We start from the raw sequence: 16096 nt of genomic DNA on the forward strand, positions 1-16096 counted from the left end.
GGAAAGGAGGTAATTCTCATGTCAAATACAAAAAGAACAGGACAAACAGCCCTTTATGAGCGTTTAAGTCGAGATGATGAAATGCAGGGAGAAAGCAATTCCATCACTAATCAAAAGCAACTACTTGAAAGTTATGCGAAAAGAAACGGCTTTGTAAATATCTATCACTATACCGATGATGGAGTAAGCGGAACAACCTTTGATAGAGAGGGATTTCAGAAAATGATAAAAGCAGTAGAAGAAAACAAAGTATCTACTGTGATAGTAAAAGATATGAGTAGGTTTGGCAGAGATTACCTTAAAGTAGGCTTTTACACCGAAATACTTTTCAAAGAAAAGGGAGTAAGGTTTATCGCCATCAATAACGGAATAGATAGCGAAAAACAAGCAGAAAGCGACTTTACCCCATTTCTAAATATTATGAATGAATGGTATGCAAGAGATACCTCAAGAAAAATACAATCCATCTTTAGAGCAAGAATGGAAGAGGGTAAAAGAGTATCACCAAGCGTTCCATACGGCTATTATAGAAATCCTAAGAACAAACAGGAGTTACTTGTCGATAAAGAGAGTGCAAAGGTCGTAAAACGCATTTACAGGCTTGTAATAGAGGGATATGGAGTAACACATATAGCAGACATATTAACCAAAGATAAAGTCCTTATTCCGTCAGCCTATGCCCAAATACATTACCCCGAAAACAACCACAGTTCCAAGAAAAGAGGAATAGAAGACCCGTATTTTTGGACACCGACCACAGTAGGCTATATCTTAGAAAAAAGAGAATATATGGGACATACCGTACTTGGTAAAACAATATGTCTTGATTACAAAACCAAGAAACGCAGAAAGGCAAAAGAAGATGAACTCATTATTTTCAAAAACACCCATGAAGCCATCATTGACGAAGAAACATGGAACAATGCTCAACGCTTAAGAAAGACAGTAAGAAGAAGTCCAAAGTATGGAACAACCTCACACCCCTTTACAGGACTTTTAATCTGTTCCGATTGTGGAGGAAAGCTAAGTTACAGAGAGCCGGCAGAATATAAAGAAAAGAAATATGATTGTGATTATTGCTTTGTATGTCAACATTACAGACACAGAAAAGGCTCTTGCAGTATGCACTACATCAAGGTAAAAACAGTGAATGAAATTCTCCTAAAATCAATCAAAGAAATCACAGATTTTGCAAAAGAAGAAAAGCAAGAATTTCTAAAAGTGATGAACAAATTATCCGATGAAAAAAGGGAAGAAAAGTATCAAGATGATAAAACGAAATTAGAAAAATTATCTTCAAGAAATGAAGAACTAACAACCCTTATTACAAAGCTATATGAAGACCATGCACTTGGAAAAATTCCCGCAAAACACTTTGATAGATTATTTAATATCTATGACACGGAGCAACAAGAATTAGAAAAGCAAATACAGTATTTTGAAGATGAAATAGAAAGCTATCATCAGAGAAAAGTTGACACCGATAAATTCCTAAAGATGATAGAAAAATATACCGATATTGAAGAACTGACAGTCCCAATGATAAATGAGTATATAGAAAAAGTTGTAGTCCATGAAGCCACAGGGGGAAGAAAAGGAAAAGATAGAAAACAACAAGTTGATGTGTATTTTAACTTTATAGGCAACTGTCAAGTACCACAAAAAGCCGATATAGAAAAAATGGCTTAAAAATGGTATAATATTGTTAATTATTTAGAGAGAAAAATTAGAATTTGTACACAGGATGGATTAGACTAATGAATATACATGAATTTGGAAAAGGTAATGAACAAGCAATTCTGCTGATACATCCTTCTGTTGTAAGATGGGATTATTTTGAACATTTAATTCCGCTTCTCAAAAACAAATATCATCTGATTATTCCGGCTCTTCCCGGATATGATTCTGAGGATGAAAGTGACTTTACAAGCATTGAGAAGATCGCTGCCGAATTGAATGAGTGGCTTCAGGCTGAAGAGATTGCCGAATTGTATGCAGTATATGGGTGCTCGATGGGCGGCTCCGTTGCTTTAATGGTAACGCTTGGACAACTTATTCCAATCAGACACTGCATTATGGACGGAGGCATTACACCATATCAGCTACCATGGCTTGTCACACGCTTTATCGCCTTGAGAGACTATCTCATGGTGATGCTGGGCAGGACAGGTGGAGTGCGCTTGCTTGAGAAGGCTTTTGCTACCGATGAATATTCGAAGGAAGATCTTCAATATGTTGCAGATGTTTTGAAGTGCTCCAGTAGAAAAACGTTATGGAGAACTTTTGACTCATGCAACAACTATAAGATTCCACAGCCCATTCCGAAGGTCGATACGCAAATGCATTACTGGTATGCCGATGGCGAAGAAAAGGAGCGAAAACTTGATATCGCCTACATGAATCAGCATTTTCCGCAAACAGAATTCAAGGTTTTGCCTAAACTGGGGCATGCAGGTCTTGTTTTACTGAAACCGGATTTATTTGTGACAATGATAAACGAATTGTTTTGAGACAGACAAATTGCAGTTTGTCGAAGTAAAACAATTAAATACAAGCTATAACATAGCAGTTCACGAAACAGTAAATCAAATCGGTTTACTGTTTTTTCTTTACTAAAAATCAGAAAGGAGAACAGAAAATGAAAAATATAGATGAAAAAATCTTAATGGCAGAAGAGGAAATTAAGCAGTTACAAAACAAAAGAAAAAAACTCATCAGTCAGCAGAAACAGGAAGAACGAAAGAAAAGAGATAAAAGGCTTTATGAAAAAGGAGCAGTTTTTGAAAGTATCTTTAACGAAAGCAAGGATTTTACCAAAGATGAATTTTATCAGCTAATTACATTCCCAAATATCAAAGAAGCAATAAATGAAAAAATCCTAAAAATCATGGAGAAAAGAGAAAAAACGGAAGAAGAAAACATAGAAAAACAAGAGAAAGTAACGGAAACAGAGCAGTAGTCCCTTGTTTACAAGGGCGCACTTATACACCCTAAAGGGTGTGTGCGTTCTCCGAAGGCTCTTGCAGAGAGCATATCAGCTAAAGCTGATACAGGGGAGCTACACTCCCCTACGGAAATAAATTTCCTACCCCTTGTGTACTTACCAAAAGAAACCGGATAAAAAACAATCCGATTTTTTTAGTAAGTCTTATCCATCGCCACTGTATCCACATCAGAAAAAGAGAGGAGGTTTTAGCTATGGCGATATATCATCTTAGTATAAAGATTATCTCAAGAGGCAAAGGCAAAAGTGCGGTTGCAGCAGCTTCTTATCGAAGTGGCGAAAAGATAAAAAACGAATATGACGGCATAGTCCATGACTTTACAAGAAAAGGCGGAATAGCACATACAGAAATCCTATTACCACAAAACGCACCACAGGAATTTTCAGACAGAGGAATGCTATGGAACAGTGTAGAGAAAATAGAAAAAAGTAAAAACTCACAGCTTGCAAGAGAAATAGAAATCGCCTTACCCAAAGAATTAAACAGGGAAAAACAGATAGAACTTGTAAGAGAATATGTAAAAGAAAATTTTGTAAAAGTCGGTATGTGTGCCGATATTGCTTTGCACGATAAAAATGACGGGAATCCACACGCTCATATCCTATTAACTATGAGACCGTTAAATGAAGATAAAACATGGGGAGCAAAATCAAAAAAGGAATATATCCTTGATGAAAACGGAGAAAAAGTAAAACTCAAAAATGGCAATTACAAAACAAGGAAAATAAATACAGTCGATTGGAACGAGCAAGACAAAGCGGAAGAGTGGCGAAAGACATGGGCAGATATTACAAACAAATATCTTGAAGAAAATAGCATACAGGAAAAAGTAGACCATCGTTCCTATCAAAGACAGGGCATAGAAGAAATACCGACCATTCATTTAGGAGTATCAGCAAGTCAAATGGAGAAGAAAGGTATAGCCACCGACAGAGGAAATATCAATCGGGAAATCAGAAAACAGAATAGGCTATTACAAGAAATCAAGTTAAGAATAAAAGCCTTAATGAGATGGATAAGGGGAATTGGAAAAGAAGAAAAAGCAGAAACTGATAAACTCAAATCCACCCTCCCACCCAAAGAAAATTTGCTATCCGTTTTTGAAAATCTTATCCGTAAAAATGCAGATAACCATAATACAGATTTAGAAAAATACATCGAAAGCTATCAATTCTTAAAAGAGAAAAACATTATTTCCTTATCTGAACTGAAAGAAAGTATAGTTACTTTAAGAGATAAGAATTACAAGACCACAAGAGCCATTAAAGATACTGAAAAGAAAATAGATGGTAAAGTACAGCTTATTGACCAAGCCGAGAAATATTTGAAGTATAAGGACATCTACAAAGCCTATACGAAATTAAAGAAAATAAAACAGGAAGATTTTTATAATGAGCATACGGCGGAGCTTATTCTATTTGAAAGTGCAAGGAAACATCTCAAAGAGCATTTAGGGGAAAGTAAGACCTTAAATATATCCAAATGGAAATCGGAACTTACCACTTTGAAGAAAGATAAAAAGAGCCTATATAGTCAAATATTAGAAATACGAGAAGAAGTAGAGCATGCTGAAAAAGTTAAGACCTGTATAGAGCAGTTACAGGAACAAGAAAAACAACTATCACAGGTAAATAGGAATGAGTTAGACCTATAAAACTAAGTAAAAAAAGTATATAATACTAACTAGTGAAGACAAAAAATAAAATTTGAAGGAGGCGTTTACATTTGGGGAAAATAGAAATGCAAGAGAAAATAAAACCTGTTTTGAACGGCACTGCAGAAACTATGCTTCAAAGTTTTTATGCACGTGCAGAGTATTCACAGAGAAAGAAGCATAAATTCTATGATGCAAAAGCAGTAGAACTTGTAAATAAGATTGATTATGACTTTTCAACTGCAGCAAAAGATCGTACCATGAGTAGTGGTGTAATCGCACGCACACTCGTCTTTGACGAACTGGTCAAAGAATTTATTGGGCGAAACCCGACTGCTACAATAGTGAACATTGCCTGTGGACTGGACACAAGATTTTATCGTGTGGATAATGGTACTATCACTTGGTATAATCTGGATCTGCCTGATGTTATAAATCTCAGAGATCAGATTTTTTTAGAAAGCGGGAGAGTTTCATCTATCAGTGCGTCTGCTTTAGATCCAAATTGGTTCAAGGAAGTAAAAAACAGAGAGAATGTACTTTTTATTATAGAAGGACTGTCCATGTATCTCACTGCTGAAGAAAATGCCAAGATACTTTCTATCATTCATAAAAACTTTGACACCGCTACGGTCATAATGGAATGTATTGCAAAGATGTGGGTAAAACGAGAAGGGGTTGAAAAATCCATTCAGCAAACCGGAGCCAGATTCGTTTTCGGTGCAGACAGCTTTGATGATATAAAGAATATTGCTCAGGGGTTTCATAAGATTAAAGATGACAACATATTACGTGGTATGCGTGTTCTTATGCCTACATTAAAGCTAATCGACTGGCTTCCGATTGCGAGGAAGATCACGCAGAAGATTCTTGTTTTTAGTAAAGATTAAAGCAAACCACAGTTTGCATAACTAACAATTTAATAAAAACTAACACAGAACAGTAAATCATAAAAGGTTTACTGTTTTTTCTTTGTCTAAAATCGGAAAGGAGGACTTATGAAAGAAGAAAAAAGAGAAATACAAGCATCACCCAATAAACAGTTAATAATGGATATTGGAAAGACAAAATATACTGTAAACCTACATTTCAAACAAGGTACAGGAGAAACATACAAGGATAAAATACTGAAGTTAATCAAGAGAGAAACAGAAAAGATATAAATTTGTCAAAGAAATTTTGTTTATGTCCTTGACAAATCTTCCCAAAAGGAACAATAGTCCTTGAGTGCGGTAAGATGCTTGAAGATAACGGATATGAGATAAAAATCTTAAATACAATTAACTTCAAAAAGAGCATGAAGTACAATCCATTCGCTTATCTTAGAAGTGAAAAAGACATACTAAAATTAGTGCAAACCATCATCGCAAATACCAAGGGAGAAGGAGAAAAAGCAGGAGAAGATTTTTGGGTGAAAGCTGAGAAGCTCTATTACACTGCACTTATAGGATACATCTTCTATGAAGCTCCAAGAGAAGAAAAGAACTTTGCAACACTTCTCGATATGATAGACGCTTCAGAAGTTAGAGAAGATGATGAAACCTATATGAATCCGATAGACAGACTCTTTGAAGCACTGGAAAAGAAAGAGCCTACACACTTTGCAGTCAAGCAATATAAAAAGTACAAATTGGCTGCCGGAGTAATAGAATTAAGGAGAACACTTAATCACTATTTTAGTGAAATATGTACTTCTTAATTCTTTTTTTATTGAAAAATTAAGAGAAAGGGGGTAAAAATGAGGAATTTTGAAAAGATAACAGCACTCTATGAGAGATTAAGTCGTGATGATGAACTGCAAGGAGAGAGTAACTCTATCATCAATCAGAAAAAAATATTGGAAGAATACGCAAGCAAAAATAATTTGTCAAACATCATTCACTTTACAGATGATGGAATCAGTGGAACGCAGTTTGACAGACCGGGATTTATGGCAATGATGAACGGAGTCAATCAAGGAAATATTGGTTGTATCATTGTAAAAGATATGAGCAGACTTGGCAGAGATTATCTCAAAGTCGGTCAATGTATGGAGATACTAAGACAAAAGGGCGTAAGACTAATCGCTATCAATGACAATGTAGATAGTTTTTACAGAGAAGATGATTTTACCCCTTTTAGAAATATCATGAACGAATGGTATGCAAGAGATACATCAAGAAAAATCCAATCGACTTTCAGGTCAAAAGGCGAAAGTGGGAAACATACTGCAAGTACACCGCCTTATGGCTATATCAAAGATGAAAAAGATAAAAACAAGTGGATAGTAGATGAAAAAGCAGCAGAGATAGTAAGGCGAATATTTAACCTGACCATGCAAGGAAATGGTCCGTATCGAATAGCAAAGATATTGGAGAGTGAAAAAGTAGATATACCAGCCTATCATCAACAGAAATTAGGCTATGGACTATATCAAAGCAAAAACTTTGAACATCCCTATCGTTGGTGCAGCTCAACCATAGCAAGCATTTTAAAGAAACAGGAATACTTGGGACATACAGTCAATTTCAAAACAAGAAAACACTTCAAGGACAAGAAAAGCAAATATGTATCCGAGGATAACTGGCTTATTTTTGAAAATACACACGAGCCAATTATAGATCAAGAAACCTTTGACAATGTGCAAAGGATAAGAGGAAATGTAAAAAGGTATCCTGACGGTTGGGGAGAATATCACCCACTCACAGGACTGATGTATTGTGCAGATTGTGGAAGTAAAATGTATGTTCATAGAACAAGCAATTACAAAAATATACCCTATTACACTTGCAGTGCCTATACTAAAACACCTTGTGGCATGCTTTGTCCATCAGCACACAGAATAAAAGCGGAAGTAGTCTTAAATTTAATACAAGACACACTAAAAGATATTAAAAAATACCTTGATGAAGATAATGAAGCCTTTATCTGTTCCATTCAAAATGAAATGGAAGAAAAAGAAAAAATAGAGATAGAAAAGAAAAAGGTAAGATTAACGGAAAGCCAAAACAGACTTAGGGAACTCGAACGACTTATGTGCAGAATTTACGAAGATATGATCCTTAACAAAATACCAAATAGCAGATATGAGATACTAAACAATCAATATGAAACAGAGCAGATAACTTTAAGCAAAGAGATCAAAGATTTAGAGCAGCAGGTATCAAGATATGAAAAAGAAACAGACAGAGCAAGAAAATTTATATCTCTTATCAGTCGTTATGAAAACTTTGATGAACTTACAACTACAATGATAAATGAGTTTGTAGAAAAGATTATCGTACATGAAAGAGATAGAAAAGGAAGTCAGACATCAAAGCAAAAGATAGAAATTTACTTTAATTTCATAGGTAATTACGAACTACCACAGGCGGAGTTAAGCGAAGAAAAAAAACAAAAACTTGAGGAAGAAGAAAGAAAAATCGAAGAAAGAAAAGACAAGCTACATCAAAATTACCTAAAGCGTAAAGCGAGTGGAAAACAGAAAGAGTATGAAGATAAATATAAGGCAAGAAGAGAACAGAAGAAACAGGAGAAAATAAAGGTTTTGAAAAGAGTGGGGATACCGGTGAGTGAGTATATAAAAACAAATATTTAAATCTATCTTGACAAATATTGAATTTTAATTTATTATTAAATATAGATTCAGTATTGGAATAGAAAGAGGTGTGCTATGGCACAAGTATTAAAAGAAGAAGTTAGAAATAGAATACTCGAAGCAGCAGAAAAAGTATTTTATAAAAAGGATTATAGAGGTGCCAAATTAACAGAAATTGCAAAAGAAGCAGATATTCCTGTGGCACTAATTTATACCTATTTCAAAAATAAGGCAGTTTTGTTTGATGCAGTAGTAAGTTCTGTTTATATAAACTTCGAGTCAGCTTTTAATGAGGAAGAATCTTTGGAAAAAGGTTCTGCTTCTGAAAGGTTTGATGAAGTTGGAGAAAATTATATTCATGAACTTTTAAAAGATCGTAAGAAGTTAATTATTTTAATGGATAAAAGCTCAGGTACAAAGCATACAGAAGCAAAACAAAAACTCATATCGCAAATGCAGGTTCATATTGAAGTAAGTTTAAAAAGACAATCGAAACAGGAATATGATCCAATGCTTGCCCATATTTTAGCCAGTAACTTTACAGAGGGACTTCTTGAAATAGCAAGGCATTATCAAAGTGAAAAGTGGGCAAAAGATATGCTAAAACTTATTGCAAAGTGTTATTACAAGGGAGTGGAATCATTGTAAGTTGATTTGATATTTAAATGCGATAAATTTAAATTTTTGGAGGAGATATTTTGAAGATATATAAAGATAAAGAAGAACTGAAATCTGAGATAAATAAAAGTTTTGAAAAGTATATTTCTGAATTTGATATTATTCCTGAATCTCTCAAAGATAAGAGAGTCCCTGAAGTTGACAGAACACCAGCAGAAAATCTTGCTTATCAACTCGGATGGACAACATTAGTTTTGAAATGGGAAAAAGATGAGAAAAACGGTTTTGAAGTAAAGACACCGTCGGATATGTTTAAATGGAATCAACTTGGAGAATTATATCAGTGGTTTACCGATACTTATGCTCATTTATCGATAGAAGAATTAAAGAAACGATTGAAAGAAAATATTATATCTATCTATACAATGATTGATACACTAAGTGAAGAAGAATTATTTCAACCGCATATGAGAAAATGGGCTGATGAAGCTACTAAAACAGCGACATGGGAAGTTTATAAGTTTATTCATGTTAATACGGTTGCCCCTTTTGGAACGTTTAGAACTAAGATTAGAAAATGGAAAAAGATTGTGCTATAATTTTTGATTTGCTGATACAGTAATTTAAAAAAATATAGTGATCGGATAAAATAGACTTTGCGTAATCAGCAAAGTCTTACTTTAAACCTTAATACTGAATTAAAATTCAATATTATTCAATTTTGAAAGGAGAGTTGTTCATGCCGGAAAAAGAATTAAGGAAAAAAGTGATTGGGAAAAATAGTTTATCCAATTCACTTCTTGCTTTAAAAATAGTATTTGATTTGATACCACAAATCTTACTTGTATATTTGATTAGTTCTTTAATCACAAACAATATTAACGAAGGTAATTTAAAGTATATATTCTTGGGAATCTTTATATCGTTTGTATTAAAAGGAGTGTTTTATTATTTTGCAACAAAGGTTGCCCATGAGAAAGCATACGAAAAATTAACAGAACTTAGGTTAGATATTATCGGTCATCTGAAAAAACTAAGTTTGGGATTCTTTAAAGAACATAATACAGGAGAGCTTACCAACATTGTTCAACATGATGTAGAGCAAGTGGAAGTATACCTTGCCCATGGTCTTCCTGAAATAATGGCAGTTACACTTCTGCCTACCATTATTTTTGTAGCTATGATTTTTGTTGATTGGCGTCTTGCTCTTGGAATGATTGCTGGAGTTCCACTCATGTATTTGGTAAAAGTTCTTTCACAGAAAACAATGGATAAAAACTTTGCTATTTACTTTAACCATGAAAATAAGATGAGAGAAGAGCTAATGGAATATGTAAAAAATATTTCTGTGATTAAGGCTTTTGCTAAAGAAGAGGAGATTAGTGAAAGAACATTAAAAACGGCAAGAGAATATATTTACTGGGTTAAAAAGAGCATGGGAGCAATTACAATTCCAATGGGACTCATTGACATATTTATGGAAATTGGAGTAGTTATTGTCATGATTTTGGGAAGTATATTTCTTTACTATGGAAATATTACAACCCCTAATTTTATACTTGCCATTATTTTATCGTCTGCTTTTACTGCATCTATAAGTAAGACGGCTACATTGCAACATTTTTCTATTGTGTTTAAGGAAGCACTAAAGGCGATTGGAAAAGTTTTAACAGTTCCGCTTCCAAAGAAAAAGACAGAACAAGGTTTAGAATTTGGAAATATAGAATTTAAAGATGTGAATTTTGCATACGGAAAAGATAGCTTTGAGCTTAAAAATATCAATTTGAATTTTAAGAAAAATAGTTTGAACGCCTTTGTAGGAGCAAGTGGTTGTGGGAAAAGTACTGTATCTAATTTGCTTATGGGATTTTGGGATGCAGATGAAGGACAAATACTGATAAATGGAAAAGATATAAAAGAATATAGTCAAGAAAATATCTCAATGCTGATTGGTAGTGTGCAACAAGAAGTTATCCTTTTTGATTTAAGTATTTTTGAAAATATAGCAATTGGAAAACTAAATGCAACAAAAGAAGAAGTCATAGAAGCTGCTAAAAAAGCAAGATGCCATGATTTTATTTCAGCATTGCCAAATGGATATGAAACACGAGTAGGTGAAATGGGAGTTAAGTTATCTGGTGGAGAAAAACAAAGAATCTCCATAGCAAGAATGATACTGAAAAATGCACCGATTTTAATATTAGATGAAGCAATGGCAGCTGTTGATAGTGAAAATGAAAGACTAATCGGCGAAGCAATTGACGATTTAAGCAAGGATAAAACCATTATTACAATTGCTCATCATCTAAACACAATTAGAGATTCAGACCAAATTATAGTTATGGATAAGGGTGTTGTTCTTGATGCAGGAAGCCATGAAGAGTTGATGAAAAGATGTGAGTTCTATAAGGATATGGTTGAAGCACAGAACAAGGTAGATAGATGGAATTTGAAAGAGGTGGTAACAGAAAATGTTTAGAGAAATGTTAAAGCTGCTTACAAAAACCGGCAAGAGAGATTTGATTATATCAAGTGTATTCTTTGCCCTTTATGGACTAAGCTCCATAGCCATGATTGTTATCGTATTTTCTATACTGTTTCAGATATTTGATGGGACGAGTTTAGCAAGTTTATATAAAGGTTTTATTGCAATTGGGTTACTTGTAGTATTCAAAGGCATTTGTAATATGGTTGCAGATATGAAAAAGCATAGTGCAGGTTTTGATATTGTTCAGCAAATCAGAGAACGCATGATTATTAAATTGAAAAAATTCAGTTTGGGATTTTATACCAATGAAAGACTGGGAGAGATCAATACAATTTTACACAAAGATGTTGATAATATGTCTCTTGTTGTAGGACACATGTGGTCGAGAATGTTTGGCGATTTTTTGATAGGTGCAGTCGTATTTATCGGTCTTGCAAGTATTGATTTCAAACTTGCTATTCTAATGGCTGTATCTGTTCCGATTGCACTTGTCTTTCTATATCTGACAATTAAGCAATCTGAAAGAATAGAGAATCAGAATAATTCAGCACTTCTTGATATGGTTAGCTTATTTGTTGAATATGTTAGAGGAATACCTGTACTAAAGAGTTTTTCAAACAATAAAAGCTTGGATAATGAGCTTATGAACAAGACAAAAAAGTTTGGAGAAACAAGCAAAGTAGCTTCAAGATTCAAGGCAAAACAGCTATCTATATTTGGGTTTTTACTGGATATTGGATATTTAGTTCTTTTAATTGCAGGAGCAATACTTGTTATAAAGGGAAGTCTTGATGTACTTAATTTTATTATCTTTGCAGTAATTTCAAAAGAGTTTTATAAGCCGTTCGCTTCTATGGAACAACACTATATGAACTATGTTTCGGCGGTAGATAGTTACGAAAGACTTTCAAGAATTTTATATGCAGATGTAATCCCGGATAAAGTGAATGGAATTGTTCCGATGGATAATGATATAGCTTTTGAAAACATAGATTTTTCCTATGAAAAAGATGAATTTAAAATGGAAAAATTGAGCTTTTCTATTGCTGAAAAAACTATGACAGCCTTAGTTGGAGAATCAGGTAGTGGAAAGACTACTATAACCAACTTGCTTTTAAGATTTTATGATGTGCATAAAGGAAAAATTACCCTCGGAGGAACTGATATAAGGGATATTCCTTATGATGAGCTTTTAGATCGTATTAGTATTGTCATGCAAAATGTTCAGTTGTTTGATAATACCATTGAAGAAAACATCAAGGTAGGTAAAAAAGGAGCAACGAAAGAAGAAATCATTGAAGCTGCAAAGAAAGCGAGGATACATGATTTCATTATGGGTTTACCAAAAGGTTATGAAACTGATATTGGAGAAAATGGTGGGATTTTATCAGGTGGACAGAGACAAAGAATATCTATTGCAAGAGCTTTTCTAAAGGATGCACCTATTTTAATTCTTGATGAAATGACAAGTAATGTTGATCCTGTAAATGAATCTTTGATACAAGATGCTATTACAGAACTTGCAAAGAATAGAACTGTACTTGTAGTGGCTCATCATTTAAAAACCATTCAAAAAGCTGACCAAATTCTCGTATTTCAAAAAGGAAATTTACTTGAAAAAGGAAAGCATGGGGAACTTCTTGAGAAAGATGGTTACTACACAAAATTATGGAAAGCTCAGTACGAGGTATAATCATGATTTTGTTAAAAAATGTTTCTTATGAATGGGAAGATGGGCGAACTGCTTTAAAAAATTTCAATCTTGAAATTAAAAAAGGTGAATTTGTTTTAATTTCAGGGAAAAGTGGAAGTGGTAAAAGCACTCTTGGAAGTGTAATGAATGGTCTTATACCACATTATTACAAAGGCAAAATGAAAGGAGAAGCCTTTGTGTCCGGAAAAGATATAAGCAAATTATTACTTCATGAAATAGGGCATATTGTAGGGACTGTATTTCAAGATCCAAGAAGTCAGTTTTTTACAACAACTACAGATGAAGAAATAGCTTTTGGGCTTCAAACGATCTGCAAATCAAGATATGAAATCAAACAGAGAGTAGAAGAAGTATATGCAGAACTGGATATTGAGGAACTGAAAGGAAAATCTGTTTTTGAATTATCAAGCGGACAGAAACAAAAGATAGCTATTGCAAGCATCTATGCGATGAATCCGAAAGTTTTAATTTTGGATGAACCTTCAGCAAATTTGGATATGAAAGCAACATTTGACCTGTTTTTAATTTTGGAGAAATTAAAGAAAAAAGGAACAACAGTTGTTCTAATTGAGCATCGTTTGTACTATGTAAAATCTTTATTTGACCGTTTTCTTTTGGTGAAAGATGGAGAGATTGCACAGGACTTGAGTCGGGAAGAAGTTATCCGTCTTGAAGGGGAGTTTTGGGATGAAAATGGGCTAAGAACTCTTGAATTAGAAGAATACAGGATAAGTGAGAAGAAAGATTCATATCAATTAAATGATGAAAGTATCAACGGAAAAGGCTTGAGATTTTGCTATCCGAATGTAGCTAAGGATGGAAAGAAACAAAACAAGTACATCTTAAATCATCTTGATTTCAATATGGAGTGTGGAAAAGCCATTGGTCTTATAGGCTTAAATGGTACCGGGAAAACCACCTTTGCAAGAGTGATTTCAGGACTTGAGAAGATAAAAGAGGGAACAATATGGGCTGGAAAAGATAAGTCGCTTAATCATAAAGATTTAATGGATATGTCATATTTTGTCTTTCAAGATTCAGACTATCAGTTGTTTTCGGAAAGTGTACTTGATGAAATGCTACTTGGTATTTCAAGTAAAGATAAAAAAGAAAATACTCAAAAGGCAAAGTCTATTTTGAGTGTACTTGGCTTAGACAAATACATTGATAAGCATCCGTTTGCTTTATCAAGAGGAGAAAAACAAAGACTGACAATAGCTTGTGGAATGATGAAACAGGCAAAAGTTTTTATCTATGATGAACCAACATCAGGTTGTGATAAAGACTCAATGCTTTCGGTGGCAAAATTGATTGAAGAACAATTAAAAAATGGGACAACAGTCTTGGTAATAAGTCATGATTTTGAGTTTTTAGCAAACACAGTAAGCGATCTGTGGGTAATGGGAGATGGAAAAATAGAAACTGTTTTAGATATGAGTGAAAGTAACAAATTTCTCATATTAGACAAGATGAGAGGAGGTAGAGAACTTGATAGATAGAAAAACAGTCGATCCGAGAATAAAACTTATTCTACTTCCAATTGCCTCCTTTACCAGCTTTTTTATAAGCGATACAATCCTACTTTTCGGACTGATTGTCTTTGCCTTTTTTCTGTATGTATACAGTAGTATGTGGAAAAGAGCATTACGCTTTATTTTGTTTTTTGTGCTTTTATACTGCATAGAGTTAGGGCTTGGAAAGTTTCGTGAAGCAAGTATCGTATTTGCAATATATATGTTTATTTACTTTGCATCAAGGATGACCTTAATTGCTATGTTTGGTGGATATATAACAAAGACTACAAGTGTAAGTGAAATGCTTGAAGCATTAAATAGAATGAAAGTACCAAGAAGCATTGGTATACCTTTTAGTGTTTTGCTTAGGTTTGTACCAACTATAAGAATAGAACTCAAGGCATTAAAAGAGAATATGAAGATTCGAGGAATCGTAACAAGTAGATTTTTCCCGTTGCTACATCCATTTAAATATATTGAATATACGCTTGTTCCACTTTTAATGAGGATGATTAAGATTTCAGATGAACTGTCAGCTTCAGCACTCATTAGAGGACTTGATAGTGATGAGAACAGGGTTACATTGACAAAATTGAGGTTTAGATGGGCGGATTTGTTGATTGGACTATTAGGAGCTTTGATGATTGCTCTTGTGATAGTAATACAGAAAATTTATTAGGAGGACTTTTATGAAAAACAAATTAAATGGTCGTGATTTTATTACAATCGGAATCTTTAATGCAATTGGAATTGTCATATACATGGTGGTTGCATTTGCTATGGCAACAACAGTGATTGGAGGATTTATTGCTTCAGGAGTTAGCTTTATGGTAGCTGCTACCGTTTATATACTTATGGCTTTGAAAGTTAAAAAGAAGGGCGTATTTACAATATCAGGAACGCTTCTTGGTTTAATTGCATTGTCAGGAGGACATTTGCCTCATGCAGTCTTTGCTGTAATCGGTGGAATTATATGTGATTTGATTATAGGAAATTATGAGAGCAAGGGACGAATGATTATTGGATATGGGATATTTGCATTAGCAGATTTTTTAGGAACAGTAATTCCTGTGATTTTATTCGGGACAGCTTCTTTTGTGGAAAGAGCATCAAAATGGAAAATGAGCGAAGCACAAATAAATGAAGCATTATCTTATTTCAAAGTTTCGTGGGCAGTAGGATTTGGCTTGATAACTTTTGTTCTTGCTTGCATAGGAGCATTCGTTGCAACAAAGATACTCAAAAAGCATTTTGAAAAAGCAGGAGTGATTTAATAATAAATTTACTTAGGAGGGAAAATAATGGAGGGATAATTATGTCAAAACTTATAGTTTCGGTTTTCACAGAACGATATAATTATCCTTTTTTATTCTTGGAATTGCTTACACATAGCAATAATACTTTACCAGAAACAACAAAATAGAAAATTATATAAAACATTAGTTTTTAAGCCGAGAGGACTTTTTACGTCAAAGTGTAGAAGTCCTCCTTTTTTATTCTCAAAACCAAAACAGAGAACTTAAAAA

14 protein-coding genes and 1 pseudogene are annotated in these 16096 nt (G+C 33.8%); all 15 read left to right on the plus strand.

The features are described 5' to 3' along the window. Positions 1 to 18: 18 nt before the first annotated feature. Positions 19 to 1689 (plus strand): DUF4368 domain-containing protein, encoded by a 1671-nt coding sequence (locus QU661_RS03270; protein ID WP_304990318.1) that lies wholly within the window; start codon positions 19 to 21, stop codon positions 1687 to 1689. Between the two features lie 68 nt (positions 1690 to 1757). Then, positions 1758 to 2510 (plus strand): alpha/beta fold hydrolase, encoded by a 753-nt coding sequence (locus QU661_RS03275; RefSeq protein ID WP_018370703.1) that lies wholly within the window; start codon positions 1758 to 1760, stop codon positions 2508 to 2510. 128 nt (positions 2511 to 2638) lie between these two features. Continuing rightward, positions 2639 to 2959 (plus strand): DUF3847 domain-containing protein, encoded by a 321-nt coding sequence (locus tag QU661_RS03280; protein WP_009216383.1) that lies wholly within the window; start codon positions 2639 to 2641, stop codon positions 2957 to 2959. A gap of 239 nt (positions 2960 to 3198) precedes the next feature. After that, positions 3199 to 4659 carry a MobQ family relaxase gene (mobQ, locus tag QU661_RS03285; protein WP_304990319.1) on the plus strand — a complete coding sequence of 487 codons (1461 nt, stop codon included), beginning with the start codon at positions 3199 to 3201 and terminating at the stop codon, positions 4657 to 4659. A 71-nt stretch (positions 4660 to 4730) separates the two neighbouring features. After that, positions 4731 to 5549, plus strand: coding sequence for a class I SAM-dependent methyltransferase (locus tag QU661_RS03290; protein ID WP_003031946.1), 819 nt, complete (start codon positions 4731 to 4733; stop codon positions 5547 to 5549). Positions 5550 to 5657: 108 nt separating this feature from the next. Further along, positions 5658 to 5822, plus strand: coding sequence for a transposon-encoded TnpW family protein (locus tag QU661_RS03295; RefSeq protein ID WP_003031944.1), 165 nt, complete (start codon positions 5658 to 5660; stop codon positions 5820 to 5822). A gap of 41 nt (positions 5823 to 5863) precedes the next feature. Continuing rightward, a pseudogene (locus QU661_RS03300) lies at positions 5864 to 6301 on the plus strand (type IV secretory system conjugative DNA transfer family protein); the annotation flags it as partial. Positions 6302 to 6397: 96 nt separating this feature from the next. After that, complete coding sequence (locus QU661_RS03305; protein WP_001243447.1) at positions 6398 to 8236, plus strand: recombinase family protein; 1839 nt, start codon at positions 6398 to 6400, stop codon at positions 8234 to 8236. A 75-nt stretch (positions 8237 to 8311) separates the two neighbouring features. Beyond that, positions 8312 to 8884, plus strand: a complete 573-nt coding sequence (locus QU661_RS03310) for a TetR/AcrR family transcriptional regulator (RefSeq protein ID WP_000079884.1) — start codon at positions 8312 to 8314, stop codon at positions 8882 to 8884. 50 nt (positions 8885 to 8934) lie between these two features. Next, complete coding sequence (locus QU661_RS03315; protein WP_000708365.1) at positions 8935 to 9453, plus strand: ClbS/DfsB family four-helix bundle protein; 519 nt, start codon at positions 8935 to 8937, stop codon at positions 9451 to 9453. A gap of 140 nt (positions 9454 to 9593) precedes the next feature. Continuing rightward, the gene (locus QU661_RS03320) at positions 9594 to 11333 is read left to right on the plus strand and encodes an ABC transporter ATP-binding protein (RefSeq protein WP_001114256.1); all 1740 of its coding nucleotides are present in this window, start codon (positions 9594 to 9596) and stop codon (positions 11331 to 11333) included. After that, positions 11326 to 13035 carry an ABC transporter ATP-binding protein gene (locus tag QU661_RS03325; protein ID WP_130009445.1) on the plus strand — a complete coding sequence of 570 codons (1710 nt, stop codon included), beginning with the start codon at positions 11326 to 11328 and terminating at the stop codon, positions 13033 to 13035. The genes QU661_RS03320 and QU661_RS03325 overlap by 8 nt, the downstream gene beginning before the upstream one ends. Before the next feature lie 2 nt (positions 13036 to 13037). Further along, positions 13038 to 14555, plus strand: a complete 1518-nt coding sequence (locus tag QU661_RS03330; RefSeq protein WP_304990320.1) for an ABC transporter ATP-binding protein — start codon at positions 13038 to 13040, stop codon at positions 14553 to 14555. Further along, complete coding sequence (locus QU661_RS03335; RefSeq protein WP_000567178.1) at positions 14545 to 15249, plus strand: energy-coupling factor transporter transmembrane component T; 705 nt, start codon at positions 14545 to 14547, stop codon at positions 15247 to 15249. The genes QU661_RS03330 and QU661_RS03335 overlap by 11 nt, the downstream gene beginning before the upstream one ends. A gap of 10 nt (positions 15250 to 15259) precedes the next feature. After that, positions 15260 to 15844: an MptD family putative ECF transporter S component gene (locus tag QU661_RS03340; RefSeq protein ID WP_000791750.1), complete on the plus strand. Its 585-nt coding sequence runs from the start codon at positions 15260 to 15262 to the stop codon at positions 15842 to 15844. Positions 15845 to 16096: the final 252 nt, after the last annotated feature.

The organism is Mogibacterium neglectum (assembly GCF_030644205.1).
Lineage (GTDB): Bacteria > Bacillota > Clostridia > Peptostreptococcales > Anaerovoracaceae > Mogibacterium > Mogibacterium neglectum.

Coding starts and splice junctions, on each gene's coding strand:
- QU661_RS03270 (WP_304990318.1), top strand. CDS start 19: ATGTCAAATACAAAAAGAACAGGACAAACAGCCCTTTATGAGCGTTTA.
- QU661_RS03275 (WP_018370703.1), top strand. CDS start 1,758: ATGAATATACATGAATTTGGAAAAGGTAATGAACAAGCAATTCTGCTG.
- QU661_RS03280 (WP_009216383.1), top strand. CDS start 2,639: ATGAAAAATATAGATGAAAAAATCTTAATGGCAGAAGAGGAAATTAAG.
- mobQ (WP_304990319.1), top strand. CDS start 3,199: ATGGCGATATATCATCTTAGTATAAAGATTATCTCAAGAGGCAAAGGC.
- QU661_RS03295 (WP_003031944.1), top strand. CDS start 5,658: ATGAAAGAAGAAAAAAGAGAAATACAAGCATCACCCAATAAACAGTTA.
- QU661_RS03305 (WP_001243447.1), top strand. CDS start 6,398: ATGAGGAATTTTGAAAAGATAACAGCACTCTATGAGAGATTAAGTCGT.
- QU661_RS03310 (WP_000079884.1), top strand. CDS start 8,312: ATGGCACAAGTATTAAAAGAAGAAGTTAGAAATAGAATACTCGAAGCA.
- QU661_RS03320 (WP_001114256.1), top strand. CDS start 9,594: ATGCCGGAAAAAGAATTAAGGAAAAAAGTGATTGGGAAAAATAGTTTA.
- QU661_RS03325 (WP_130009445.1), top strand. CDS start 11,326: ATGTTTAGAGAAATGTTAAAGCTGCTTACAAAAACCGGCAAGAGAGAT.
- QU661_RS03330 (WP_304990320.1), top strand. CDS start 13,038: ATGATTTTGTTAAAAAATGTTTCTTATGAATGGGAAGATGGGCGAACT.
- QU661_RS03340 (WP_000791750.1), top strand. CDS start 15,260: ATGAAAAACAAATTAAATGGTCGTGATTTTATTACAATCGGAATCTTT.